The sequence below is a fragment of the Povalibacter sp. genome (assembly GCF_036520495.1).
Lineage (GTDB): Bacteria > Pseudomonadota > Gammaproteobacteria > Steroidobacterales > Steroidobacteraceae > Steroidobacter.
Genome location: NZ_DATDJO010000046.1, coordinates 29,064 through 50,913, shown reverse-complemented (window position 1 = coordinate 50,913; position 21,850 = coordinate 29,064). Strand labels below are relative to the sequence as shown.

At 61.6% G+C, this 21,850-nt stretch carries 21 protein-coding genes, 1 tRNA gene and 1 pseudogene; 14 read left to right on the top strand and 9 right to left on the bottom strand.

All coding sequences use genetic code 11. From position 1 onward, the window contains the following. Positions 1 to 8: 8 nt before the first annotated feature. Complete coding sequence (locus VIZ63_RS16870) at positions 9 to 473, bottom strand: DUF2269 domain-containing protein (protein WP_331610845.1); 465 nt, start codon at positions 471 to 473, stop codon at positions 9 to 11. After that, on the bottom strand, positions 461 to 1,744 hold the full coding sequence (locus VIZ63_RS16865) for an SDR family oxidoreductase (protein WP_331610844.1): 1,284 nt from the start codon (positions 1,742 to 1,744) through the stop codon (positions 461 to 463). Before VIZ63_RS16865 ends, VIZ63_RS16870 begins: the two co-directional genes overlap by 13 nt. Positions 1,745 to 1,835: 91 nt before the next feature. Here VIZ63_RS16865 and VIZ63_RS16860 point away from each other — a divergent pair, with 91 nt between their 5' ends. Further along, positions 1,836 to 2,369 (top strand): hypothetical protein, encoded by a 534-nt coding sequence (locus VIZ63_RS16860; protein WP_331610843.1) that lies wholly within the window; start codon positions 1,836 to 1,838, stop codon positions 2,367 to 2,369. A gap of 86 nt (positions 2,370 to 2,455) precedes the next feature. Here VIZ63_RS16860 and VIZ63_RS16855 read toward each other — a convergent pair whose 3' ends face one another. Further along, positions 2,456 to 4,585: an amylo-alpha-1,6-glucosidase gene (locus VIZ63_RS16855; protein WP_331610842.1), complete on the bottom strand. Its 2,130-nt coding sequence runs from the start codon at positions 4,583 to 4,585 to the stop codon at positions 2,456 to 2,458. 62 nt (positions 4,586 to 4,647) lie between these two features. After that, positions 4,648 to 5,697, bottom strand: a complete 1,050-nt coding sequence (locus VIZ63_RS16850; protein ID WP_331610841.1) for a glycosyltransferase family 4 protein — start codon at positions 5,695 to 5,697, stop codon at positions 4,648 to 4,650. A 238-nt stretch (positions 5,698 to 5,935) separates the two neighbouring features. On the opposite strand from VIZ63_RS16850, the gene VIZ63_RS16845 reads away from it, so the two are divergent. The 3 genes from VIZ63_RS16845 to VIZ63_RS16835 all read left to right on the top strand — a co-directional run bounded on the left by VIZ63_RS16845 (position 5,936) and on the right by VIZ63_RS16835 (position 10,177). Continuing rightward, positions 5,936 to 7,669: an HAD-IIB family hydrolase gene (locus tag VIZ63_RS16845; protein ID WP_331610840.1), complete on the top strand. Its 1,734-nt coding sequence runs from the start codon at positions 5,936 to 5,938 to the stop codon at positions 7,667 to 7,669. A 358-nt stretch (positions 7,670 to 8,027) separates the two neighbouring features. After that, positions 8,028 to 9,008, top strand: coding sequence for an SRPBCC family protein (locus VIZ63_RS16840; RefSeq protein ID WP_331610839.1), 981 nt, complete (start codon positions 8,028 to 8,030; stop codon positions 9,006 to 9,008). Then, positions 9,005 to 10,177, top strand: a complete 1,173-nt coding sequence (locus VIZ63_RS16835) for a zinc-dependent alcohol dehydrogenase (RefSeq protein ID WP_331610838.1) — start codon at positions 9,005 to 9,007, stop codon at positions 10,175 to 10,177. Before VIZ63_RS16840 ends, VIZ63_RS16835 begins: the two co-directional genes overlap by 4 nt. 121 nt (positions 10,178 to 10,298) lie before the next feature. Here the strand turns inward: VIZ63_RS16835 and VIZ63_RS16830 are convergent, their stop codons facing one another. Both VIZ63_RS16830 and VIZ63_RS16825 read right to left on the bottom strand, forming a co-directional pair. Next, complete coding sequence (locus VIZ63_RS16830; protein WP_331610837.1) at positions 10,299 to 10,874, bottom strand: DUF4142 domain-containing protein; 576 nt, start codon at positions 10,872 to 10,874, stop codon at positions 10,299 to 10,301. Between the two features lie 127 nt (positions 10,875 to 11,001). Continuing rightward, positions 11,002 to 11,610: a ferritin-like domain-containing protein gene (locus VIZ63_RS16825; protein ID WP_331610836.1), complete on the bottom strand. Its 609-nt coding sequence runs from the start codon at positions 11,608 to 11,610 to the stop codon at positions 11,002 to 11,004. A 1,688-nt stretch (positions 11,611 to 13,298) separates the two neighbouring features. Here VIZ63_RS16825 and VIZ63_RS25445 point away from each other — a divergent pair. The 4 genes and pseudogenes from VIZ63_RS25445 to VIZ63_RS16805 form a co-directional block, all read left to right on the top strand. Continuing rightward, positions 13,299 to 14,176: pseudogene (locus VIZ63_RS25445) on the top strand (SulP family inorganic anion transporter); the annotation flags it as partial. A gap of 35 nt (positions 14,177 to 14,211) precedes the next feature. Then, positions 14,212 to 14,961, top strand: coding sequence for an MBL fold metallo-hydrolase (locus VIZ63_RS16815; protein ID WP_331610834.1), 750 nt, complete (start codon positions 14,212 to 14,214; stop codon positions 14,959 to 14,961). A gap of 174 nt (positions 14,962 to 15,135) precedes the next feature. Further along, positions 15,136 to 15,423 (top strand): hypothetical protein, encoded by a 288-nt coding sequence (locus tag VIZ63_RS16810; protein WP_331610833.1) that lies wholly within the window; start codon positions 15,136 to 15,138, stop codon positions 15,421 to 15,423. Positions 15,424 to 15,448: 25 nt separating this feature from the next. Next, on the top strand, positions 15,449 to 15,877 hold the full coding sequence (locus tag VIZ63_RS16805; protein WP_331610832.1) for a metalloregulator ArsR/SmtB family transcription factor: 429 nt from the start codon (positions 15,449 to 15,451) through the stop codon (positions 15,875 to 15,877). A 3-nt stretch (positions 15,878 to 15,880) separates the two neighbouring features. Here VIZ63_RS16805 and VIZ63_RS16800 read toward each other — a convergent pair whose 3' ends face one another. After that, positions 15,881 to 16,144, bottom strand: coding sequence for a hypothetical protein (locus tag VIZ63_RS16800; RefSeq protein ID WP_331610831.1), 264 nt, complete (start codon positions 16,142 to 16,144; stop codon positions 15,881 to 15,883). On the opposite strand from VIZ63_RS16800, the gene arsH reads away from it, so the two are divergent. The 3 genes from arsH (at position 16,137) to VIZ63_RS16785 (ending at position 18,110) form a co-directional block, all read left to right on the top strand. After that, on the top strand, positions 16,137 to 16,865 hold the full coding sequence (gene arsH / locus VIZ63_RS16795; RefSeq protein WP_349261211.1) for an arsenical resistance protein ArsH: 729 nt from the start codon (positions 16,137 to 16,139) through the stop codon (positions 16,863 to 16,865). The genes VIZ63_RS16800 and arsH overlap by 8 nt on opposite strands. Before the next feature lie 199 nt (positions 16,866 to 17,064). Beyond that, entirely contained in the window at positions 17,065 to 17,628 is a 564-nt protein-coding gene (locus tag VIZ63_RS16790; RefSeq protein ID WP_331610853.1) for a molybdopterin-dependent oxidoreductase, read from the top strand. Beyond that, the gene (locus VIZ63_RS16785; RefSeq protein WP_331610830.1) at positions 17,625 to 18,110 is read left to right on the top strand and encodes a tyrosine-type recombinase/integrase; all 486 of its coding nucleotides are present in this window, start codon (positions 17,625 to 17,627) and stop codon (positions 18,108 to 18,110) included. Before VIZ63_RS16790 ends, VIZ63_RS16785 begins: the two co-directional genes overlap by 4 nt. A gap of 2 nt (positions 18,111 to 18,112) precedes the next feature. Here VIZ63_RS16785 and VIZ63_RS16780 read toward each other — a convergent pair. Both VIZ63_RS16780 and dapA read right to left on the bottom strand, forming a co-directional pair. Next, positions 18,113 to 18,204, bottom strand: a tRNA-Ser gene (locus tag VIZ63_RS16780). Positions 18,205 to 18,251: 47 nt separating this feature from the next. After that, the gene (gene dapA / locus VIZ63_RS16775) at positions 18,252 to 19,133 is read right to left on the bottom strand and encodes a 4-hydroxy-tetrahydrodipicolinate synthase (protein WP_331610829.1); all 882 of its coding nucleotides are present in this window, start codon (positions 19,131 to 19,133) and stop codon (positions 18,252 to 18,254) included. Between the two features lie 158 nt (positions 19,134 to 19,291). Here dapA and VIZ63_RS16770 point away from each other — a divergent pair, with 158 nt between their 5' ends. From VIZ63_RS16770 to VIZ63_RS16760, 3 genes are all read left to right on the top strand, one after another. Continuing rightward, positions 19,292 to 19,819, top strand: a complete 528-nt coding sequence (locus VIZ63_RS16770) for a glycine cleavage system protein R (RefSeq protein WP_331610827.1) — start codon at positions 19,292 to 19,294, stop codon at positions 19,817 to 19,819. Between the two features lie 19 nt (positions 19,820 to 19,838). Continuing rightward, positions 19,839 to 20,312 (top strand): peroxiredoxin, encoded by a 474-nt coding sequence (locus tag VIZ63_RS16765; RefSeq protein ID WP_331610826.1) that lies wholly within the window; start codon positions 19,839 to 19,841, stop codon positions 20,310 to 20,312. Positions 20,313 to 20,378: 66 nt separating this feature from the next. Then, positions 20,379 to 21,842 (top strand): PhoH family protein, encoded by a 1,464-nt coding sequence (locus VIZ63_RS16760; RefSeq protein ID WP_331610825.1) that lies wholly within the window; start codon positions 20,379 to 20,381, stop codon positions 21,840 to 21,842. Positions 21,843 to 21,850: the final 8 nt, after the last annotated feature.

The following is a 21,850-nucleotide window of genomic DNA, read 5'->3' as shown; positions in this document are numbered from 1 at the left end:
GCGTGAGGTCAGGCGGGCTTGGCCACCATGAGATAGAAGACGACGAGCAGCGCAACAAAGGCGCCCACGCCCAGGGCGACCCACCATCGCAGGTAGCGCCAGTACGGAAGGGGCAGATCGACGCCGTCGCGTGCCGCGGTCGCCGCCAGGGCGCACATTCGGATCTGCATCCACACGACCGGAAGCCAGCAGGCACCGGCAAACAGGTACAGCGCGATGGACCATGAAATCCAGGGAAGACTCAGTGGATAGCCGGCCAGATGAATCAGATAGAAGCCGGTGAGCGGCTGCAGGATGATGGTCGGTGTGGTGAAGACCCAATCGGCGATCACGACATGACGCACCACGACCGCCGTCGCACGGGCATCGCGCGTCAGGCTGGTGAACAGCATGTAGTACGCGGAGCCGATGCCGGTGCCGAACAGAATGGTGGACGAGAGCACATGCAGCCACTTCGTGATCAGGTATTCCATTGAGAACGCTCCGTGAGCGGCTCCAGACAGTAGAGCAGCAAAATGGCTGCGAGCGTGGGCAGGTTTTTCAGCACCGGGCCGAAGGGGTGGAGCCACAGGTCTGGCAGCGTTGCCGAAATGATGAGCGTGTAGGTTCCCATCACCGCGATCTGCAACAGCCACAGCATCTGTCGTCGCCGCAAGGCGAGGGTGGCAATCCCAAGAAGCACATCGAGCGAGGCGGCAGCGACGAGTACGGGCGGCTGCCATGCCGCTGGAATGAAGCTGGCGGACAGCATGTCGTAGCTCAACTCACGCGGGTACAGACCGAACGAGGTGATACCGCTCCACAACCAGACGATGGCAATGGACAGGCGCACCAGCGGGAGCATCCATCGCAGCACGGCAGTGATGCCGGCCGACCGCGCCTGCCGGGCATCGATGAACTCATCGGCCGAGCGTGGGGGTCGCTGCAGCAGCCGTTCGATGGCCCCTGCGTCCGCGACGTTGCCGGCGTTCAGCATGGTGAGGGTATTTCGATCCAGCAGCCCGACGCCTGTGCGGGTCGCGGCCGACGCTGCAGCCCTGACGAGCGGCATCGGGACGTGGATGAAATGTGGCCGGCCAAGTTCCATCGAGCGACGCAGCGTCGCCAAGTAGTCGCGCAAGCTGAAGGCCTCCGGGCCCACCAGCGCAATGCGCTGATGACCGACCGACTGACTGCTCACGGCGGCGACGATCGCTGCGACCACATCGTCGATATGCACCGGCTGCAGGCGTTGCAGGCCCTCACCAGGAAGGGGAATCAGCGGCAGGCTCGCCAGTGTTTCGAACAGCTGTGCGCTGGCGCCTTCGGTCCCATACACAAGCGAGGGGTACACAATGGTCCACGCCACTGGCAGCGACGCCAGAAACTCATCAGCGGCGTGCTTGCTTGCGAAGTATGGCGTCACGCCGGATGGGGCGCCGAGCGCGGAGATCTGGATGACCTTCGAAATACCCACGTGAGCGCAGGCGGCGAAGAGCCCCCGCGGCGCGCGCGTGTGTAGAGCATCGAAGGTTTGATCGCCCTGTTCGCGAATGATGCCCACCGCATTGATCACGGCATCGAATCCAGCCAGCCGCTCTTCCCATATCTCGTCAGCGTGATCGCGCGAGAAATCCGCAATCACGTATTCACTTGCGCGCGAGGGGCGACGTTGTGCGGCCACGACGCGGTGTCCGGCGCAGGTCAGCGCCGGCGCCAGATGCGATCCGATGAATCCAGTGGCACCTGTGAGAAGGATTTTCATTTGCTGCATCGGTAACAGGAACCGAATACGCGGCCATGACCTTGAAGCAGACGCCTCGGCAACCAGATTTGTTCGCCAGCGGGTGAAAGTCGTGTCTCATCACACACGTTCGACGGTCGACATTCCTTCAGCCGCTTTGCGCGATACGTTGATCAGCGGTGCAATCACTGCGGCAACATCCGCGGCGATGCTCGCCGCGTGTGGCAAAGTGTCCGAAGGCAGTGCCGCAGGCCCCCTGAATGGACCCAGCCAGTGGTTGTGGGGAGAGCAAGAGGCCTACAGGCGGCGCTTCACTGTGCGTAACACGGTGGTCGGTTACGCCATTCATCAATTCGCCGCGACGATGTGGGCGGGGCTGCATGAAGTGGCGTTCGCCCGCGAGCGTCGTTCGACCTCTGTCGGTGGCCATCTGGCCGCGGCTGCGGCGACGACCGCCGTTTCGTCTGTCGTCGACTATCACCTGACGCCTCGACGGCTGCGTCCGGGATTCAAGAAACACCTGGGGCAGCGGGTATCTTCCTCACGGGGCCGTCGCCTGTGGCCTCGCCGTGTGGCCATTGCTGCGACGAAGGGCGGCCGACGACCGAAGAGGTCGGAGGCGGTGAAATTCCGGTTGGCTCGATAAGGCGCGTCTCGCAGCGGTCAACGGACCGACATGCCCGCACGTCTGCGAAGCTCATCATCTGCTACGCGCCAGTCGGCACGATTCTCTCAAGCGCCGGTCAGCACGTGAACCTCACCCTGAATATGCTTCGTCGGGACGACGAGGACCTCCTCTCCGGATTTGCGGAACTCCAGATCGATCGTTGCATCGCCCACCGCCAGATCGGTGACATGAAGGACTTCTATGCCGGGAGGCAAGGCCGGCCGCGTAATGTGTACGGTCTTGGAGCGTCCATCCACCGACAGGCCGAGGCACGCCTGCAAGAGCAGGAATGCGGCGCCGGCGGCCCATGCTTGCGGCAGGCAGGCGACGGGGTAGGGGACGGGCCCTTGCCCCGCCACTCTGGGAAATCCGCAATACAGTTCCGGCAACCTCATGTTGAAGTGAATCGCGGTCTCGAAGATTTGATTCAGAAGGTCGGCTGCACTGCCGTGTGCACCGTAGCGGGCCATGCCCGCGGCGCATATGGATGTGTCGTGAGGCCAGACCGACCCGTTGTGGTACGACATCGGGTTGAAACGCGGTTGATCACTCGCCAGCGTGCGTATGCCCCATCCGCTGCAGAAGCGGTGGGACAGAAGCTGCGCGGTGACGATGGCAGCGCGCTCTTCATTCGGCACGCCGCAATACAGCAGGTGTCCCGCATCGGACGCGTAGACCTGACAGGGGTCTCCCTGTCCATCCAGCGCAATGGCGTAATAATTCATGCCGGGAATCCAGAAACGCTCCTCTATGGCGAATCGCAACCCTTCGGCTGCGTTTTGCCAGCGCTCCTGCGCGTCGCTCATTCCGCGGTGTCCGGCAAGGTCGGCCATTGCGCGCAACGCCGCGAAGGCATAGCCCTGGACTTCGGCGACAGCTACCGGCGGTGCCGGAAAGGTACCGTCGGCATGAAACATGGAGTCGTGGCTGTCTTTCCACGATTGATTTACCAGGCCGGTGCGCTCGCCACGGGCATAGTCGAGAAAACCGATGGGGCTTTGTGCCATGCGGCGCTCCACCCAGTCCATGGCATTGAGCAGTGGCTGCCAGATGCCATCGACGACCGAGCGATCACCGGTATGACCTTCATAGGCCCCGGCGAGCATGATGAAAAGCGGCGTGGTATCCACGCCTCCGTAGTAGAGACCAAAGGGCACTTCCTGCAAGGCCGCCATTTCGCCGCGTCGGGTCTCATGCATGATTTTCCCCGGCTGCGCGTCGCGGAACGCGGACTCCTCGCGCGCTTGTGTCGACGCCAGAAAGTTGAGAACACCGGCGGCGAGGCGAGGGTTGATCCAGAGCGTCTGTAGCGCCGTGATGATTGCATCGCGTCCGAACTGAGTTGCGAACCATGGAATCCCCGCATAGGGGTATGGCCCGGTCGCAAGCGGTGTCGTGAGCAGGGCGAGGTCCGAGCGTGACCGGTCCAGCCATTGGTTGAACAGACGCGCCGGCGACGTGACGGTAGCGCCTTGGCGTAGCCGCTGACCCATGCTGTCACCAGCCAGCTGCGCTGCTCGGCGAAAACGTTCAGACGAGATGACACCGACGCGGTTCGCGCCGATCTCCAGAAACAACCGGCGTAGCCCGCCTTTAGGCACAGCCAGTACGAACTGCGCCTGCTGGTGCGTCAATGCCTGCGGCAGTAGAGAAAATTCAATGCAGGCGCGTCGCACGATGCCGTCACGGCCGTTGTAGGCAAGGCTCACGCAGTTGCTGTCCACTTCCGGCGGCAGCAAGGTGCCGCGTTGCTTGCGCACCTGGCCCTGCACCTCAAAGATATCGGCGAAATCGGCTGCGAAAGACAGGGCGAGCGCTACCTCTACGTCATGTTCCCCGAAGTTTGTGAGCTGGATTCGCTCATACATCCGGTCCTGCCACAGCAGCCGTTCGCGCTCGACGTAGATCACGCCCGGCGGAATGGCAAGTTCGCCGGGCGCCATCAAGGGCCGGTTGCTCAGGTGTGCGGTGAAGAGCGTGTTGTCCTGCGAGATCGCTGCGCCGAGCAACGAGGGCCGGCGTCCGGCAATCGCGAGCGACAGCTGCGATATCAATCTCGTATCGTTGGTGAAGAACCCGTCGCTGCCGCCATGGATGTCGCCCAGCGCGTCGGCGAGCAGAAAGCTGTTGGACTCTTTCAGCGTCAGGCGGGGTAACAGGCCTGGTTTCTCGCCCGGTTCTTCGGCAATGCTCATGCGGATCTCCACGAATCAGTCAATCGCGGCGTATCGCGGTGCAAGGAGCCGTGCCTCGCCGTTCACGACGCGCGTCGTTCGAATTCGCTGTCGATGATGTTGGAGTACACCGTCAGGTACGCAGAGGCCATGATGTCGGCCGTAAACCGTTGTTCGAACGCGGCGCGTACTGCGGCACGATCCAGTGTCGCAACGTGATCCAGGGCGTGCAGCGCCTGCGCATCGTTCGACACGATGACCCCGGTCTTCCCGGGTTCCACGACTTCCGGCACAGATCCACAGTTCCAGGCGATCACGGGCGTGCCGCAGGCGAAGGACTCGATCATGACGAGGCCAAACGGCTCGGGCCAGTCGATGGGAAAGAGCAGCGCGAGGGCCCCACCGAGGAACGCTGACTTTTCGGCGTCGCCGATCTCACCAATGAAATCCACCAGCGGGTCGTCCAGCAAGGGTGCGATCAGCGTTTCGAAATAGACGCGATCCACGGCATCAATCTTGGCGGCAATCTTGAGCGGGATGCCGGCCTGCCGGGCGATGCGTATCGCCACATCCGGACGCTTTTCCGGCGAGATCCGGCCGAGGAATGCCAGATAGCCCTCGCTGCGTGGCGAGAAACGCAGCGACGCTTCCGGTATGCCATGAGCGACTGTTGTCAGCCAGTTGGCAAATGGCAACGGACGTCGCTGGTAATCTGAAATGGACACCAGTCCGTACTGCGGCCAGTGTCGATACACCGCAGGCAGGTCCTTGAGATCCAGCCGACCATGCAGCGTGGTGACACTGCGCGAGGCGTACTGCTCGAAGATCGGAAAATGCAGCATGTCCATATGGAAGTGCAGGACATCGAACTGCGCAGCTCGCCGCTTCACTTCTGCAAGCATGGTCAGATGCGCCGCAAGATCGGATTTCAGCGGCTCCTGATCGAGGCGGATCGCCTGATCGCGCATTGCAATCAGCCCGGCGCACGTATGTGCATCAGCGCTCGCAAAGAGTGTCACGTCATGCCCGAGATCCACCAGGGCATCACAGAGATGGGCCACGACCCGCTCGGTGCCGCCATAGAGCTTCGGCGGCACGGCTTCGTAGAGCGGCGCGATCTGGGCAATCCTCATGTGTCAGCCATCCGGCAGAATGCTGCGCATCGCAGGGCGCAGGACTGTAACGTGCACGTCACCAGAAGGTTTCCTGCGGAAAATTAATAGGTTGACTTGGCAACCGAAGGGGAAGTAGGGAGTCTCAGGGTGAAGACGGCCAGTCCGATCCTCGCCGACACCTGACTCGCCGACACCTGGCGGAACTGATCAGAGCGAGGCCACGTTCTCACATCATCCCAGAGGCGGAGTCAAGCCAATGCGCTACCTGGCGCTATGCGCCGATTACGACGGCACCATTGCGAATCACGGACGGGTCGATGGTGCGACGCTGACTGCGCTGGAATCATTGCGTGCCTCGGGCCGCCGACTCGTGCTGGTCACCGGTCGTGAACTGGATGACCTGAGTCGCGTCTGCCCGCGGCTCGATCTCTTTGATCGGGTCGTCGCAGAGAACGGCGCGCTCCTCTATCGACCGGCCACCACGGAGGAACGGGTGCTGGGACAGCCGCCCGCGGCAACATTTGTCGAGGCCCTTCGTCAGCGGGGTGTCGATCGGGTCTCGGTAGGTCGCAGCATCGTGGCGACGTGGGAGCCTCATGAGCGTGTGGTCCTGGAGACCATCCGGGATCTGGGGCTGGAGTTGCAGGTCATATTCAACAAGGGCGCGGTCATGGTACTGCCGAGCGGGGTCAACAAAGCCACCGGCCTGGCCGCAGCGCTGGAAGAACTGAATCTCTCTGCACACAACGCCGTCGGCGTCGGTGACGCGGAGAACGATCACGCATTTCTCGCCGCATGCGAATGCTCGGCCGCGGTCGCCAATGCGCTGCCGTCAGTCAAGGACAAGGCAGATTGGGTATTGAGCCAGGATCACGGGGCAGGCGTTGCGGAGCTGATTCAGGAAATGCTGGCAAGCGATCTGGCGCCGCTCGACAGCGTTCTGCGCCGACATCACATCCGGCTGGGAATGAACGACCAGGCGGAAGAAGTGGCACTGTCGCCTTACGGCACGAGCATGCTGATTGTCGGGACGTCCGGCGGCGGGAAGTCCACCGTGGCCACGGGGCTGGTCGAGCGCTTGCAGGACAAGGGTTACAACTTCTGCATCGTTGATCCGGAAGGCGATTACGACAACGTGGAAGGCGCGGTGGTGCTCGGCAGTCCCGAGCGGGCGCCCTCGGCGGACGAATGCCTGAAGGTCATCGGCACGCCATACGAAAGTGCTGTGATCAATCTGCTGGGATTGAAATTCAATGATCGTCCCGCCTTCTTCATGACGCTGTTCGCACGCTTGCGCGATCTGCGTGCGAAAACCGGTCGCCCGCACTGGTTGATTGTCGACGAAGCCCATCATGTGATGCCCGCAGACTGGCAACCTACGGATCTCGCCTTGCCACAGCGGCTGGATGGCGTAGTGCTCGTCAGCGTGACGCCAGCGTTGATTGCGCCCGCTGCCCTGCAGGGCATTGGGACGCTACTGGTGGTGGGCGACAAGCCCAAGGCGATGCTGCATGAGTTCGCGAGCGTGCATGAGCTGGCGGATCCGCCGGTGTCGGTGAACAAGATCCCGGAAGGCGAGGCGCTGCTGTGGCATCGAGCCGCCGCAACGCCTGCACAGTTGCTCGTGCTCGAGCACAGCCGGACCGAACGACGGCGACACCTGCGCAAGTATGCGAAAGGGTCATTGCCAGAGGATCGCTCCTTCTATTTTCGTGGCCCACAGGAAAAGCTCAAGCTGCGGGCCTACAATCTCATCCAGTTCATGGAACTGGCGGATGGCGTAGACGACGAGACATGGCTCTTTCATTTACGACGAGGCGAGATTTCGACATGGCTGCGCGAGAGCATCAAGGATGAATCACTCGCGGACCGGATCATGGCAATCGAAGAGGACCAGCACTCGGATGCCGCCGGATCACGTAGGCAGGTTCGGGCGCTCATCGAGGAGAACTATACGTTGCCCGCGGAGGATGAACGGCCGACGCGGTGAACGCGATGCCACCGCCGATGACACAGACATCAGCGGTGACGTTGCCGGACAGGGACGGGTGTGACGGCGGTTGTACGCCATCGTGCCAGCAAGCGGCGGACCTTGAGACCAACTTCATTGGCGCGTCCTCGGAAGCGGCGGTCGGCAAGCCATAGAACGATGTCTACCCAGTCGACCGAGGCGATGACGTTCGCGGCAGCGTGTTCGCGACATCAGCGCTATTGATCAAGTCGGTGATCAAGTCTGGTCGATGGGCAAAGGCACGCCGCAGGGATTTGTTCCTCGACGGGGGGAACTTGCCGTGCACGTACAGGCTTGAACCTTCACTTTTCATTCGATGCTGCAGGAGGTATTTGCCATGGCTATTGCCGGTGAATTCATCTCGGGTACCGCGGACACTCGTGACAGATCATTCGCGTCGCGACGCATGTCCCTGCGTGCATCGCTGGATGCCACGGATCCCCAGCGGGTCAATCGCGCGCTCGGCTGGATCAGCGTCGGACTCGGCGTGGTCGAGTTGCTGGCACCGCGTCGTCTTGAACGACTGATCGGCACGGGCGGTGGGAATGCCCGGCTGGTGCGCCTGTGCGGCGTACGAGAAATCGCCAACGGTCTTGGTCTGCTGTCCGGGCGGGCGCCGGCGACCGGGGCGATGGCGCGGGTGGCGGGTGATGCGCTCGATCTGGCATTGCTCGCGCGCGCTGCGCAATCTCCGCAATCCCAGCCGTTGCGGCTGCTGGCGGCCGCCAGCGCCGTCTTGGGTGTCACGGCGGTCGACGCGTATGCCGCAAACGCACATGCGCGCAAGGCACTGGGTGAAGCGGCGGGTGACGTCACGGTCAGCGAACGTTTGATCATCGATGCGACACCGCAGAGGCTCTATGCGTTCTGGCATAACGTGGAGAATCTGCCGCAGGTCATGACTCATCTGGAGAGCGTGCAGCGCGTCGACGAACGCCGTTCGCACTGGGTGGCCAAAGCGCCGGCGGGCCAGTCCGTCGAATGGGACGCCGAGATTGTCGAGGACGAGCCCGATACGCTGCTGCGCTGGTCGACCTGTGCCGGTTCGCAGGTCCGCCATGAAGGAAGCGTGCGCTTCGCACCCGCGCCCGGCGCGCGAGGCACGGTCGTTCATGTCCAGATCCACTACGGCATTCCCGGCGGTGCGGCAGGTGCGGCGCTGGCCAGACTGCTGGGTCAGGACCCGGGCTTGCAGGTGAAGAAGGACCTGCGGGCATTGAAGCAGTTCATCGAAACGGGCGAGAGGGCCACGACGCGTGGGCAGCCCACGGGTCAGCGCAGTTTTATTGGCGAGACGCTGAGCAGGAGGGAGCCATGAAAGCCGTGTGCTGGCAGGGCATTCACGAGGTCGGCGTCGAGGAGGTGCCGGACCCCCATCTCATCAATCCACGCGACGCCATCATCAAAGTGACCAGCACCGCGATCTGCGGGTCCGATCTGCATCTCTACGATGGCTACATTCCGGGCATGTACCGCGGCGACATCCTCGGCCACGAGTTCATGGGGGAGGTCGTGGAGGTGGGCGAGGGTGTCGGTAACCTCGCGGTGGGTGACCGCGTGGTCGTGCCGTTCCCGATCGCGTGTGGCAATTGCTTCTTCTGCTCGCGCGAGCTGTATTCGCTTTGCGAAAATTCCAACCCGAATGCCCACCTGGCAGAGAAGTTGTGGGGACATTCGCCTGCAGGCCTGTTCGGTTACTCGCACATGCTCGGCGGGTATGCCGGCGGTCAGGCGCAGTATGTGCGTGTGCCGTTCGCCGATATCGGTCCGTTGAAGGTACCGGCGGCGCTGAGCGATGAGCAGGTGCTGTTCCTGTCGGACATTCTGCCCACCGGCTACATGGCGGCAGAGAACTGCAACATCCAGGCGGGTGACACGGTCGCCGTCTGGGGCTGCGGTCCAGTGGGACAGTTTGCGATCAAGAGTGCCTTGCTGATGGGCGCCGAGCGCGTGATTGCGATCGACCGCTTTCCGGAGCGGCTGCGGATGGCGCAGCACAGCGGCGCAATAACGCTCGACTACGAGAGCCTGGACGTACAGGAAGCGCTCAAGGATCTGACGGCTGGCCGCGGACCGGACGCCTGTATCGACGCCGTCGGCATGGAGGCGCACATGCCGGGCATTCACGGAGCCTATGACCGGGTGAAGACGACACTCAGGTTGGAGACCGATCGGCCCGGAGTATTGCGACAGGCCATCATGGCCTGTCGCAATGGCGGCACGCTGTCGGTCCCTGGCGTGTACGGGGGTGTCATCGACAAGGTGCCGTTCGGTGCCATCGTGAATCGCGCCATCACGGTTCGCAGTGGTCAGACGCACTGCCATCGCTACATGCGTCCGTTGTTGGAGCGCATCGAGAAGGGCGAGATCGAAGCCACATCGATCATCACGCACCGCATCTCATTGGATGACGTGCCGGGTGCTTACCAGATGTTTCGGGACAAGCAGGACCAATGCGTGAAGGTGGTCGTGCAGCCGTGGCAATGACGTCGGTCACGCCGCCATCCAGCCCGTTGTCCGTAGGGAGGAACGATACAGCGTCGGTATGCCCTCCCGCACGTGGCACGAAGCCACGTGCGGGAGGGGGACGGGATTGCGTGGCAATCGTTCATCGTGGCTGATCGGCCAATTTCTCGGCTTGCGCCAGGTGGTCGCGCAGCGTCGGCAACGTCTTCCTGGCAAGAGCCTGCAGCGTCGGATCGACGTCCGGATCGCTGACCGCAGTCTCGTACAGCGCGATCACTGCCTTGTGGTCCTTCACCATCTGTTTCATGAAATCCTGGTCGAATTCGGCATCCGCTTTCTGCAGCTTGAATTTCTCATGCATCATCTTGTGCATGGCATCCGGGGAAGAGGGGACGTCGAATCCCTGCGCTTCAGCGGTCGTTGCCAATTCCTGGTTGCCTTTGGTGTGGTCAGCCACCATTTTCTCGGCGTAGGCCTTGACCGCCGCGCTTTGCGCCTTCTGTGATCCAAGCTTTCCCATCGCGACTTCAGCGTGTCCTGCAGCGCCGGCCTTCTCTGCAAACTCCTCGCTGGACAGCCGGCTGCGCGACTGCGATGGGCTGCCCGTGGCGGACGCTGCACTGCGCTCGTTGATATCCGGCGGGGGCGGGGACTGCTGGGCCTGCGCCAGGTGGGATGCTGCGAACAACATGGCGATTGCCATTGATGCGGTCTTCATGGTGTCCTCCTGAGCGATCGTTGCGGGCTGGAATTCTTCGCGAACGTGCAGACGATTTTTTCGGTTCCTGCGCGCCTCGGCGTTGCGCCAATTTCTGGCAGACGATTCCGCAGAATGGGTCGTGGCGCTAGTTCGCACGGCGTTCGGACGCGCCGCTGCCGGATCGTGAGCCTGGCGGCGGTTCGCCTCGTCCGTCGTCGTCGGACGCTTGCGCGAGCAACGCCGGCGTCACTTCCTGCTCGGCCAACTGAGTGAATTGCTCATCCACTGTCTTGCCTTCCTTCAGCGCCCGTTCCATGGACTTCACGGCGCTCTTGTGGCCGACGGCCTCAGCCAAGGCACGCGTCGTGCCCCAGGCAGCGATGCAGTAGTGCTCTGTCTTCTGCAGCGCGCCGATGAGCACGGTATCGAGCGCGGGCCCGCGTTCGATCTCCTGCACGTGCTCACGTGCATCGTTGACGAGTCCTTCGGCGGCTACGTTCTTCTTGCGCCCCGGCGTCATGTCGAGTTCCTCGAGCGAGGCCTCAACCTCCGCGATAATGCGCTCGCCCTGCGTCAGGCGTTGTTCCAGCATCTTGCCAAGCTCCTCCGAGTTCGCAGCCTTGATCAGTCGCGGCAAGACGCGCGCGAGTTGGCTTTCGGCACTGTGGATTTCCTGCAGTTCAAGAGCCAGTAGCTCGGTCGCATCAGGCGACTCCTTTTTGCTACGGCGCGTCGATTGTTTCCTGGTGGCCATGTCTCTCTCCTGTTGTGCTTTGCGCGGCGGTGCCGCGTGGTTTGGGATCACGCATCGACATTCGCTGTTGAGGAACGGATGCCCCTCCCCAATGAACGAGAGAATCCCAACGTTCCTGCAATGAATGACCCCCGCGACGCGCCAGGTTTCGGCCTTGTAGAGGATGGCGAAATGACTTCACCGCCGAAATCATGTCCTGTCGCGTCATGGATCGAACTGTTGGAGTTCGAGCCGCTGATCTGGCGGCGGGTCGTCGTTTCCACACACCACGATGGCCCGATCTCGAATTGCGTACGACTCTATGCGTGGCAGGCTAGAACGCGTGCCTGCCGGAGGATGTCGGTGATCCACATGGATATCAGCACTTCCTCGAATGCCTCGTTCCGGGCGAAAGTTCAGGGCGCCGATCATCGCTCGACGGGCGCGCACTCCATTCTTGTGCGTGGCCCAGGACGGCTCATTACAACGGGTCCGGCTCCATCATCTCCGGCCGCTACCGCCATCGCGTTCAATGGCGTAGCGGGGTGACCCGTCGGCTTGCAACGGCGCCGTTGATGAAAAAGCTGGGGTTGCCGTTGCTGTGTACGGCGCTATGAGAGGACTCGTCAGTGCTGGACATCCGCGCAGGCCCTCGGATTCTGTGTCAACTGCGTTGCGCCATGACGCCGAGCGATCGAAAAGGGGAACGGGAGCAACTCGCGGCGCGCCGAGATGCGCATCGACCAAGGACTTGGAAAATCATCGGCAAGAGGGAAATTGCCGACTTGATCGGGCCCGGGGGATCATTGTTGACTGTGCACCACTTGCTGGTGGGAGAAAAAACATGGGCACGAGCACTATCCCTGTCGCGCAAGTCATTCACCGAACTTGCGCGGGATGCGGCGACGTAACTCACTACGACGGCACCGATCTGAGATCCGAGCAGCTCGCGGCGTTGCCATCGCTGATTTGCGAAAAGTGCGGCGCGTCAGAGGCGGTCATCATGATGACTGAGGCCGAGCCAGCCACGAGGTTCGCGTTTGTGCCACTGCCCGCCGAACGACAACGTCGGCCGTCGAATCGGCCGGAGTGACGTGGTTCTGACCAATGACCAGCTTCTGGTTGCTTCCTGCCAATCCGATCCGGACAGCTGATCTGGTAGCAGCAACCCGCTCCGGCCTTTACATCGAGCGATCGGGCCACGCACTCATGAGGTGACGCTGCCTCGCAGGTCAGCGCCGGGATCCACGCATCAGTGCGTAGATGCCGCTGGCCAGGAGGGCGGATGACTCGTGAGCGATCAGCAGAGGCGGCGTTCCGCGTCGGGCCACGTCTGTGGCTAGCGCGGATCGGTATCTACAACGACGGCCAACAAGCAGAGATGGGGCAGTGAGCAGGCGGCCGAACAGCGGTCCTGGCGTCGGAATGGAACGTTTCCGGCGCCGGTTGGGCGCTGAGCGCGGGTACTCACGTACTCAGCCAGGACCTTGACGGTGGCCTTGAAGAGTTCGTGCTCCTCGGTCATTCCTTCGATTTGCGTGATGAGTTCCTTGGTGCTGGCATGCTCGAGGGATGCGGTATACGACTCGGCGATAGCGCGTTCGCAGGCGGCAGCTCTCCTAACGGAACGATGAAGGCAGCATCAGCAGCAATGTTGCGGCAAAATCTCTGTCTTGATCAGCACTAAACGGTGCTCCCGACAAAGGCAAGGTGTGCCTGTGGTCGGCAGCGTAGCGGCGGGGTTGCCACCGTTGTCGTTGCCACGATTGGACCCGGCGGCGTGGGCCGAATTGTTGCCAGCGGCGGCGCTGATCGGCCTCATAGGGATTCGTCGAATCCATTTCCGTCGCCCAGACCCTGGCGGCAAGGCGCCGCGAGCGCGTCGATGCGAACCAGGAACTCGTCGGTCTCGGTGCGGCGAACGTCGCGGCGGCGCTCACCAGCGGCTTCCCTGTCACCGGCGGCCTTGCACGCTCGGTGGTGAACTTCGATGCCGGCGCACGCACCCAACTCGCGAGTGTGTTCACGGCTGCCAGCATTGCTTTCGTGGCAGTGTTGTTCACTCCGATGTTCCGTGACTTACCACAGGCTGCGCTCGCGGCGACCATCATCGTCTCGGTGCTCTCGCTCATCGACCCTGGAGCGGTGCGGCACGCACCTGGCGATATTCGCGCAGTGACTTCTCTGCCATGGCAGTGACTATCGTGGTCGTGGTCGTGGTCGTGGTCGATGAGAGTCTCTACTTTGCCGATGCTCGTTACCTTGAAGGATCGGCTCTACGACGAAGTTGCGCGGCGTCCCGACGTCCGGCACGTCGTGCTCGTGTGCGCAGCCGTCAACTATATCGATGCGAGTGCGCTCGACAGTCTGGAAGGGATTTTCGATCGCCCCAAACAAGCCGGGGGTGACATTGCATCTTTCCGAAGTCAAAGGCCCGGTGCTCGATCGACTGAAGCGATCGGAATTTCGGCAGCACCTGACCGGTGGTGTCTTTCTGAGTGAGCACCAGGCAATGTCCACGCTGGATCCCGAAGCCACGTCCCGAGCGGCTGCGCCTGATCAGGCGACGCATGAGGCGGGACATTGAAGGATGAGGCTCTCATAACTGAGAAGGGGTGCATCATGTTGTTCCGTCAATTGTTCGAGCCGGTCTCCTCTACCTATACCTATTTGCTAGCGTGTCCTCACACTCGTGAGGCGGTATTGGTAGACCCCGTCATGCCGACATGGCAGCGCGATCTTCAGGTTGTGAACGATCTCGGCCTGCAGCTAGTGATGACGATCGATACACACATCCATGCCGATCACATCACGTCGGCGACGATGCTCAAGCGAGAGGCGGGCAGTCGCATCGCGCTACCGGCGCTGGACGGGCTCGAGTGCACAGATGTGGGTCTGCAGGACGGCGTTCCGCTCCAACTCGGTGGAGTTCGACTCGACCCGATGCACACTCCAGGGCACACGGACAATCATTTCGCCATTGTCGCGGGCGATCGCGTCTTCACCGGGGACGCGCTCCTGATCGACGGTTGCGGACGCACGGATTTTCAGAGTGGCGATGCCCGAGCTCTTTACACGAGCATACGTGCAAAGCTGTTCAGCCTGCCGCCGGACACTCTCGTGTACCCGGCGCATGACTATCATGGTCGATGGGTGTCGAGTATCGCTCAGGAGAAGGAACGCAACCCGCGTTTGGGCGGGAAGCGAACCATTGAGGAGTTCGTAGAGTTGATGAGCAAGCTCAACTTGCCGTACCCGAAGTTCATCGATTACGCCCTCTCTGGAAACCGTCAGTGCGGCAAGTGCCCGGAAGAACTGCCGGAAAGCCTCCAACAGTACTGTCGTGAGATGCAAGAAAGCCCGCAAGGTTGACTCACACGGCCGGTTGGAACGGAGGGATCATCATGCGACTGTCGAGCCTCTCAAACATCATGGCTATTGCTGCAATTGCATCGCTCGGAGCATGCAGCAGTTATGCCTCATATCAGGAGGAACTCGTTCGGATGTCCGGAATGGATCTGTATGGGCAACTGTGCACGAGTTGTCATGGGAGCGGGTGGGAAAGGCAATGGTCCGATGGCGCCGTTGCTCAAGATCGACGTTCCCGACCTGACTGGAATTGCCGAGCGTCATGATGGGGAATTTCCTGCGGAGTACGTGAAGCGCGCGATCGACGGAAGATTTGAGCAGCCGGCTCATGGGCTGCCCTACATGCCCGTCTGGGGACTGAAATTCGCCGGCCCCGAGGGTCCTCAGGATCCGGTGGGCCGTGCACGTGCCGAGTCCATGCTAGACCGACTGGTTGCCTATCTGCGGTCCATACAACAGGAGTGAGGTGCGGATCCGGAGGAGAATTGCCGTGAGAACGGCAACAGCGTCGCTGAAGCTGGCGCGATCTTCCTGCGTTGACGGGCAAGACATGCCTGAGCTATTCTTAATTCGTCGAATTACGAATGGCTGCTACTTGAGTTCCAACACCGCGCAATGCAGAGCCCCAAAGCGATCGTCCGCACGCCGAGCGCTGGACGAGGAATCGCTCGCAGTCTTGTGCAAGGCATTGGCACATCCAGCACGCGTGAAGTTGCTGAACTATCTTGCCGACTATGGCACGTGCTACTTCGGAAAGCTCACCGACATCTTACCTCTGGCGCCTTCGACGATTTCTCAGCACGTGACCGTGTTGAAAGAGGCGGGCTTGATTCTCGGGTCTGACGAGAACACGCGCACTTGCTATTGCGTCAACGCTGAGAGGTTGGATGAGTTGAAGGAATTGATTGCGGCGCTCTGATTCTTAGCGACGAGTATTCGCAATTCGCCGAAGTACGATGGAGAAGGTGATGACACTCAATGGCTCAGATGTGCCCGTGCCGGTCAGCGCCGGTAGCTCTTCATCGGCTGCAGCGGCTCGATGTTGCGGCGGCCCTGCTACCGCCAACAGTGGAGCATGTTGTGCCAAGGACGAAGAGACGAAATCTTCGGGAAGCCAGCGCTGCGGGTGTTCATCAAGCGAACCCACCGCAGTAGCGAAGACCAGTTGCTGTTCTGGCGTGGCCACGAAACTTCCAAACATCGTGCAAGAGCACTTTCAAATTCCAGATCTCTCGCGGTTGCAGCCACGAGAAATGCAGCACGCGCCGCGCATCCTGGTGCTCTACGGATCCACGCGCCAGCGCTCGTTCAGTCGCTTTCTTGCAGAGGAGGCTGGCCGGTTGCTCGTGGCCTTCGGTGCGGAGGTTCGCTTCTTCAGCCCTTCCGGCTTGCCACTGCCTGACGATGCTCCCGACACTCATCCGAAGGTTCAGGAACTACGTCAATTGGCGAGCTGGTGCGAGGGCATGGTTTGGAGCTCTCCTGAGCGACACGGAGCGATGTCAGGAATCTTGAAAGCGCAAATCGATTGGATCCCACTGAACTTCGGCGCAGTGCGACCGACGCAAGGTAAGACGCTCGCAGTCATGCAGGTGTCGGGCGGATCTCAGTCCTTCAATGCGGTCAATCAAATGCGCGTGCTGGGACGATGGATGCGCATGATCACCATTCCGAACCAATCGTCCGTGCCAAAGGCATTCCAAGAATTCGATGAGCACGGTTGCATGAGGCCGTCTGCGCTGTACGAGAGAGTTGTGGACGTTACCGAGGAGCTGATGAAGTTCACCTTGCTGACGAGAGGCGTGTCCAGCTATCTCGTCGACCGGTACAGCGAGCGCAAGGAGAGCGCGGCGGAGCTGGCAAAGCGGGTGCAGCTGAACCGGGCAGTTGCGGAATTGGGGCGTTGAAAGCAGCAGCGAACCATATGCACGGCAATCAACTCACCAGGCGCTCCTTCGTTGGGGCCGGCTCAATGGTAATCGCGGCGATTCCTGCGGCAGTCAGTGCGGAGGAAATGCGCACGCTGGGTGGCGCGAGGCGAGAGTACGGCGAAAGATCACAGTTCGAGCGTTCCGGTCGCATGTTTCCGTCTGCATCGTCCACACCGTGACCGGAGCGAGCCGATCACCTCTCCTGGATCAGTTTGGGATCATTACGCCATCAGCGCTGCATTTCGAGCGGCACCATTCCGGTGTACCGACCATCGATCCTGCAACCCACGAGCTCGCCATTCATGGTCTCGTGGAGCGGCCGTTGCGATTCACGATGCGCTTGTTGAAACGGCTTCCATCGGTGTCCCGCATACATTTCATCGAGTGCGGCGGTAATGCGGGGCCAGAGCATCGGGGCAGCCCGGGTGCGACGGTCCAGCAAAGTCATGGACTCGTCAGCTGCAGCGAATGGACCGGTGTTCGGCTCAGTACATTGCTGAGGGAGGTGGGCATCAAGCCCGCCGCTCGATGGATCCTCGCCGAAGGTGCTGATGCGTCTCGACACGCTCGAAGCATTCCGCTGGCGAAGGCGTTGGATGATGTTCTGGTCGTCTACGGACAAAATGGCGAAGCGCTTCGACCGGAGCAAGGCTATCCATTGCGGCTGTTGGCGCCGGGTTGGGAAGGCAACGTCAGTGTCAAATGGCTGCATCGACTGCACGTTATCGATCACCCATGATGACGCGCGACGAAGCTGCGAGCTACACGGATCTGATGCCCGATGGCAAGGCTCGCTCCTTATTGCCGGCGAAACTACTGTGCTTACTGAAAGCGCGCCGGGCAGCCGCCAAGGATGATGAGCGCGGTCCATTGGCGCTCGTGTGCCTCTCCGCGCGAGGTAAGCCCATGCACGCGAGTGCCTTGCTGCAACGTGGACTGCATCCGGCGCTTGAGCATGCCCGCATCCGTCAGGTGCGTTATCACGATCTGCGTCATTCCTTTGCAAGCAATCTGCTCGCAGCAGGGGTGGACATCGTGACGGTGTCAAAGGCGCTTGGACACGCGAATGTCCAAATCACTCTCACCATTTATGCGCACGCGGTGCCGAAGCCGCGGTATGGCGCCAGTGATCGCATGGCGGCGCTCATGGAAACAATCTGGAAACATCGGGGAGGAAAAGCGGCTGCATCCGGGGTTAAGGGATGCAGCGCTAACCATTGAAATGGCGGAGAGACAGGGATTCGAACCCTGGAACACCCGTGAAGATGTTACTGGAATTCCAGTCCAGCGCCTTCGACCGCTCGGCCATCTCTCCGCAGCTGAACTCAACTGGGGCGCGAAGGTTACACGCCACCCCCAGTCTCAGGCAAACGCGATTCCTGCCGTCCGCAGGGCATCGATGACCTGGCTATGGTAGGGGGCAGAAAACTGGGTCAGGGGAAGCCTGATGCCGTCGGCCATCAGACCCATCCGTGCCAGGGCCCATTTCGTCGGAATCGGATTCGATTCGAGGAACAGGGCCTTATGTAGCGGCACCAGCGTGTCGTTGATGCGCCGGGCTTCGTCCACATTACCCGCCCGGGCCGCGGCAATCGCGTCATGCATCGCGCGGGGGGCGACGTTCGCCGTGACGGAGATGACTCCCTTGAAGCCGGCCAGCGTACTTTCGACCGCGATGTCGTCATCGCCGCTCAGCAGCGAGAGCCGGTCGCCGACCAGGGAGATCAGCTTGCGGTTGCGGTCCAGCGAGCCGCTCGCTTCCTTCAGGCCGACGATGCTCGGGATGGCGGTCAGGCGGGCGACCGTTTCGGGCTGCATATCGCAGGCGGTGCGACCGGGGACGTTGTACAGAATCAGGGGAATCTGCACTGCCTCGGCCACGGCCTTGTAGTGCTGGTACAGCCCTTCCTGCGTGGGCTTGTTGTAGTACGGCGTCACGAGCAGGCACGCCTCGGCGCCGGCCTCTTTCGAACGGTGGCTGAGGTCGATCGCCTCGGTCGTGGAGTTCGAGCCGGTCCCCGCAATGACAGGGATGCGCTTGCCGGCCTTGGCGACCGTGCGACGCACCACCTCGATGTGCTCGTCCGCATCGAGCGTCGCCGACTCTCCGGTGGTGCCAACGGCAATGATGCCGTCGGTGCCGTTGTCAAGGTGAAACTGCACGAGTCGATCGAGCGCGCCGAAATCGACTGCACCGTCCGCCTGCATCGGCGTGACGATTGCCACAATGCTGCCGCTGAACATGGGAATCCTTGCTGCGAGGAGACAGGGATCGTACTGGTCGCAATGAGTGCGCCGCAAGCGCTTTGCCAATGGTCGTCAGGATTGATCGCCGCATGGATCGCGACTGCCACACGCTGTACACTCGGTCGCAATTCAACTTTGTGACTGCGCGTTCAGGGATGCAATTCATCGTTATTTCGGCGCTGGGCAACGATCGCACCGGCTTGGTCTACGACCTCACACGGGTCGTCCTGGATTGTTCCGGCAATATCATCGACAGCCGCATGAGCGCGCTCGGCAGCGAATTCGCGATGCTGCTGCTCGTCTCGGGCAACTGGCACACGCTGGCGAAGCTCGAGACCGAACTCAAGAAGCTCAGTGATTCCACGGGCATCACGGTCAGCCTGCGTCGCACGGAGCAACGCTCGCACCGCAAGGACGTCGTCACCTATTCCGTCGATGTCGTCTGCCTCGACCAGCCGGGAATCGTGTTCAACCTCGCGGGTTTCTTCAGTTCGCGAGGGATCGATATCGCCGAACTCAACACCCGCAGCTACGCGGCTGCGCACACGGGCGCACCGATGTTTGCGGTGCAGCTCGTCGCCTACATCCCGTCGAAGATTCACATCGCGGCGCTGCGCGAGGAGTTCATGGACTTCTGCGACCAGTTCAACCTTGATGCTATTCTCGAGCCGATGAAGTCTTAAAGAGGCCGACCACGCGCCAATGCCGCCCCGCTCAGCAAAGCTGGACAAGAAGATTCCCGCCTTTTCGCTGCCTGCCACGGGCGGCAAGACCTTCAAGTCGGCGGACGCCGCCGGCAAAAAACTCGTCATCTATTTCTACCCGCGCGACAACACGCCCGGCTGCACCACCGAAGGCGAAGCCTTCCGCGATCTGCATGCGGATTTCCGCAAGGCGGGCGCCGTGATCGTGGGTGTGTCGCCGGATTCGGTCGCATCGCACGAGAAGTTCAAGGCCAAGATGTCGTTCCCGTTCGAACTGCTGGCCGACGTGGATCACGCGGTCTGCAATCTGTTCGAGGTCTTCAAGGAAAAGAGCCTGTACGGCCGCAAGTACATGGGCGTCGAGCGCAGCACGTTCCTGATCGACGCCGATGGCGTACTCAAACACGAGTGGCGTAAGGTGAAAGTGCCCGGACATGCCCAGGAGGTGCTGACTGCAGTGAAAGCGCTCTAGACCAGTCGCCAGTCGAGCCGTTTCGATGATTCACCAGTTCTCATCCACGGAGCTTCTCAAACACCCATGATCAAAGGCGACACCATCGAGACCGGGCGACGCCGCACCGCTGCGCGCGCCGGCAAACGCGATCGGGAGCGACGCATCTTCGTTCTCGACACCAACGTGCTGATGCACGACCCCACGGCGATTTTCCGTTTCGAAGAACACGACATCTACATTCCCATGATCGTGCTGGAAGAGCTCGACGCGGGAAAGAAAGGCCTGTCGGAAGCAGCGCGTAACGTGCGCCAGGTGAGCCGTTTCCTTGATGAGCTGATGGCGAACGCCAACAAGGCGCAGATCGACAAGGGACTGCCGCTGCCCACCGTGCACCCGGTCAATGGTCACAAGAAGCGGCCGTCGGGGAGATTGTTCTTTCAGACGAAAGTGCTGAGCGGTGGACTGCCCGCGACGCTGCCGGGGCATGGCGCCGACAATGCGATCCTGGGCCAGGCGCTGGCTCTCCAGAAGGAATATCCGGCGTCGCGCGTCACGCTGGTGTCGAAGGACATCAATCTGCGCATCAAGGCCTCGATCATCGGTGTGCAGGCCGAGGACTATTACAGCGACAAGACGATCGAAGACGCCGATCTGCTCTATACCGGCCTGCTCGAGCTGCCGGCCAATTTCTGGGAGAAGCATGGCAAGAACATGCATTCCTGGCAGGAGCATGCGCACACGTTCTATCGCGTGCAGGGCCCGATGGTGCGCGACTGGCACGCCAACCAGTTCCTGTATCAGAAGGATGCGAACGGGCTCGAAGCCATCGTGCGCCGGATCGACGGCAACGGTGCGGTGCTGGAGGTGGTGCGCGACTACCGCAACGAGCGCCACGGTATCTGGGGGATCACCGCGCGCAATCGTGAGCAGAACTTCGCGCTCAACCTGCTGCTGGATCCGGAAATCGACTTTGTGACGATTCTCGGTCCTGCCGGAACAGGCAAGACCTTGCTGACGCTGGCGGCGGGCCTGGCGCAGACGCTCGAAAGCAATCGCTACAGCGAAATCATCATGACGCGTGTGACGATCCCGCTCGGCGAGGACATCGGCTTCCTGCCTGGCACCGAAGAGGAGAAAATGGAGCCGTGGATGGGCGCGCTGATGGACAATCTCGAAGTGCTCACCCAGAGCCAGGAGGGTGGCAACTGGGGCAGGGCGGCGACCAACGATCTGCTGCGCAATCGCATCAAGATCCGCTCCCTCAACTTCATGCGCGGCCGCACTTTCCTGAATCGCTTCCTGATCCTGGACGAAGCGCAGAACCTGACGCCGAAGCAGATGAAGGCGCTGGTGACGCGTGCCGGTCCGGGCACCAAGCTCGTGTGTCTCGGTAATATTGCGCAGATCGACACGCCGTACCTGACGGAGACCACGTCGGGCCTGACGTACGTCGTGAATCGGTTCAACGGCTGGGAACATGCCGGACACGTCACGCTGACCCGGGGCGAACGTTCGCGGCTGGCGGACTACGCGTCCGAGAATTTGTAGGAGATCGT

Bases quoted from the DNA above. Each gene is read 5' to 3' on its own strand.
- VIZ63_RS16870 (WP_331610845.1), bottom strand. From the start codon at position 473: ATGGAATACCTGATCACGAAGTGGCTGCATGTGCTCTCGTCCACCATT.
- VIZ63_RS16865 (WP_331610844.1), bottom strand. From the start codon at position 1,744: ATGAAAATCCTTCTCACAGGTGCCACTGGATTCATCGGATCGCATCTG.
- VIZ63_RS16855 (WP_331610842.1), bottom strand. From the start codon at position 4,585: ATGAGCATTGCCGAAGAACCGGGCGAGAAACCAGGCCTGTTACCCCGC.
- VIZ63_RS16850 (WP_331610841.1), bottom strand. From the start codon at position 5,697: ATGAGGATTGCCCAGATCGCGCCGCTCTACGAAGCCGTGCCGCCGAAG.
- VIZ63_RS16845 (WP_331610840.1), top strand. From the start codon at position 5,936: ATGCGCTACCTGGCGCTATGCGCCGATTACGACGGCACCATTGCGAAT.
- VIZ63_RS16840 (WP_331610839.1), top strand. From the start codon at position 8,028: ATGGCTATTGCCGGTGAATTCATCTCGGGTACCGCGGACACTCGTGAC.
- VIZ63_RS16835 (WP_331610838.1), top strand. From the start codon at position 9,005: ATGAAAGCCGTGTGCTGGCAGGGCATTCACGAGGTCGGCGTCGAGGAG.
- VIZ63_RS16830 (WP_331610837.1), bottom strand. From the start codon at position 10,874: ATGAAGACCGCATCAATGGCAATCGCCATGTTGTTCGCAGCATCCCAC.
- VIZ63_RS16825 (WP_331610836.1), bottom strand. From the start codon at position 11,610: ATGGCCACCAGGAAACAATCGACGCGCCGTAGCAAAAAGGAGTCGCCT.
- VIZ63_RS16815 (WP_331610834.1), top strand. From the start codon at position 14,212: ATGTTGTTCCGTCAATTGTTCGAGCCGGTCTCCTCTACCTATACCTAT.
- VIZ63_RS16810 (WP_331610833.1), top strand. From the start codon at position 15,136: ATGGGAGCGGGTGGGAAAGGCAATGGTCCGATGGCGCCGTTGCTCAAG.
- VIZ63_RS16785 (WP_331610830.1), top strand. From the start codon at position 17,625: ATGATGACGCGCGACGAAGCTGCGAGCTACACGGATCTGATGCCCGAT.
- dapA (WP_331610829.1), bottom strand. From the start codon at position 19,133: ATGTTCAGCGGCAGCATTGTGGCAATCGTCACGCCGATGCAGGCGGAC.
- VIZ63_RS16770 (WP_331610827.1), top strand. From the start codon at position 19,292: ATGCAATTCATCGTTATTTCGGCGCTGGGCAACGATCGCACCGGCTTG.
- VIZ63_RS16765 (WP_331610826.1), top strand. From the start codon at position 19,839: ATGCCGCCCCGCTCAGCAAAGCTGGACAAGAAGATTCCCGCCTTTTCG.
- VIZ63_RS16760 (WP_331610825.1), top strand. From the start codon at position 20,379: ATGATCAAAGGCGACACCATCGAGACCGGGCGACGCCGCACCGCTGCG.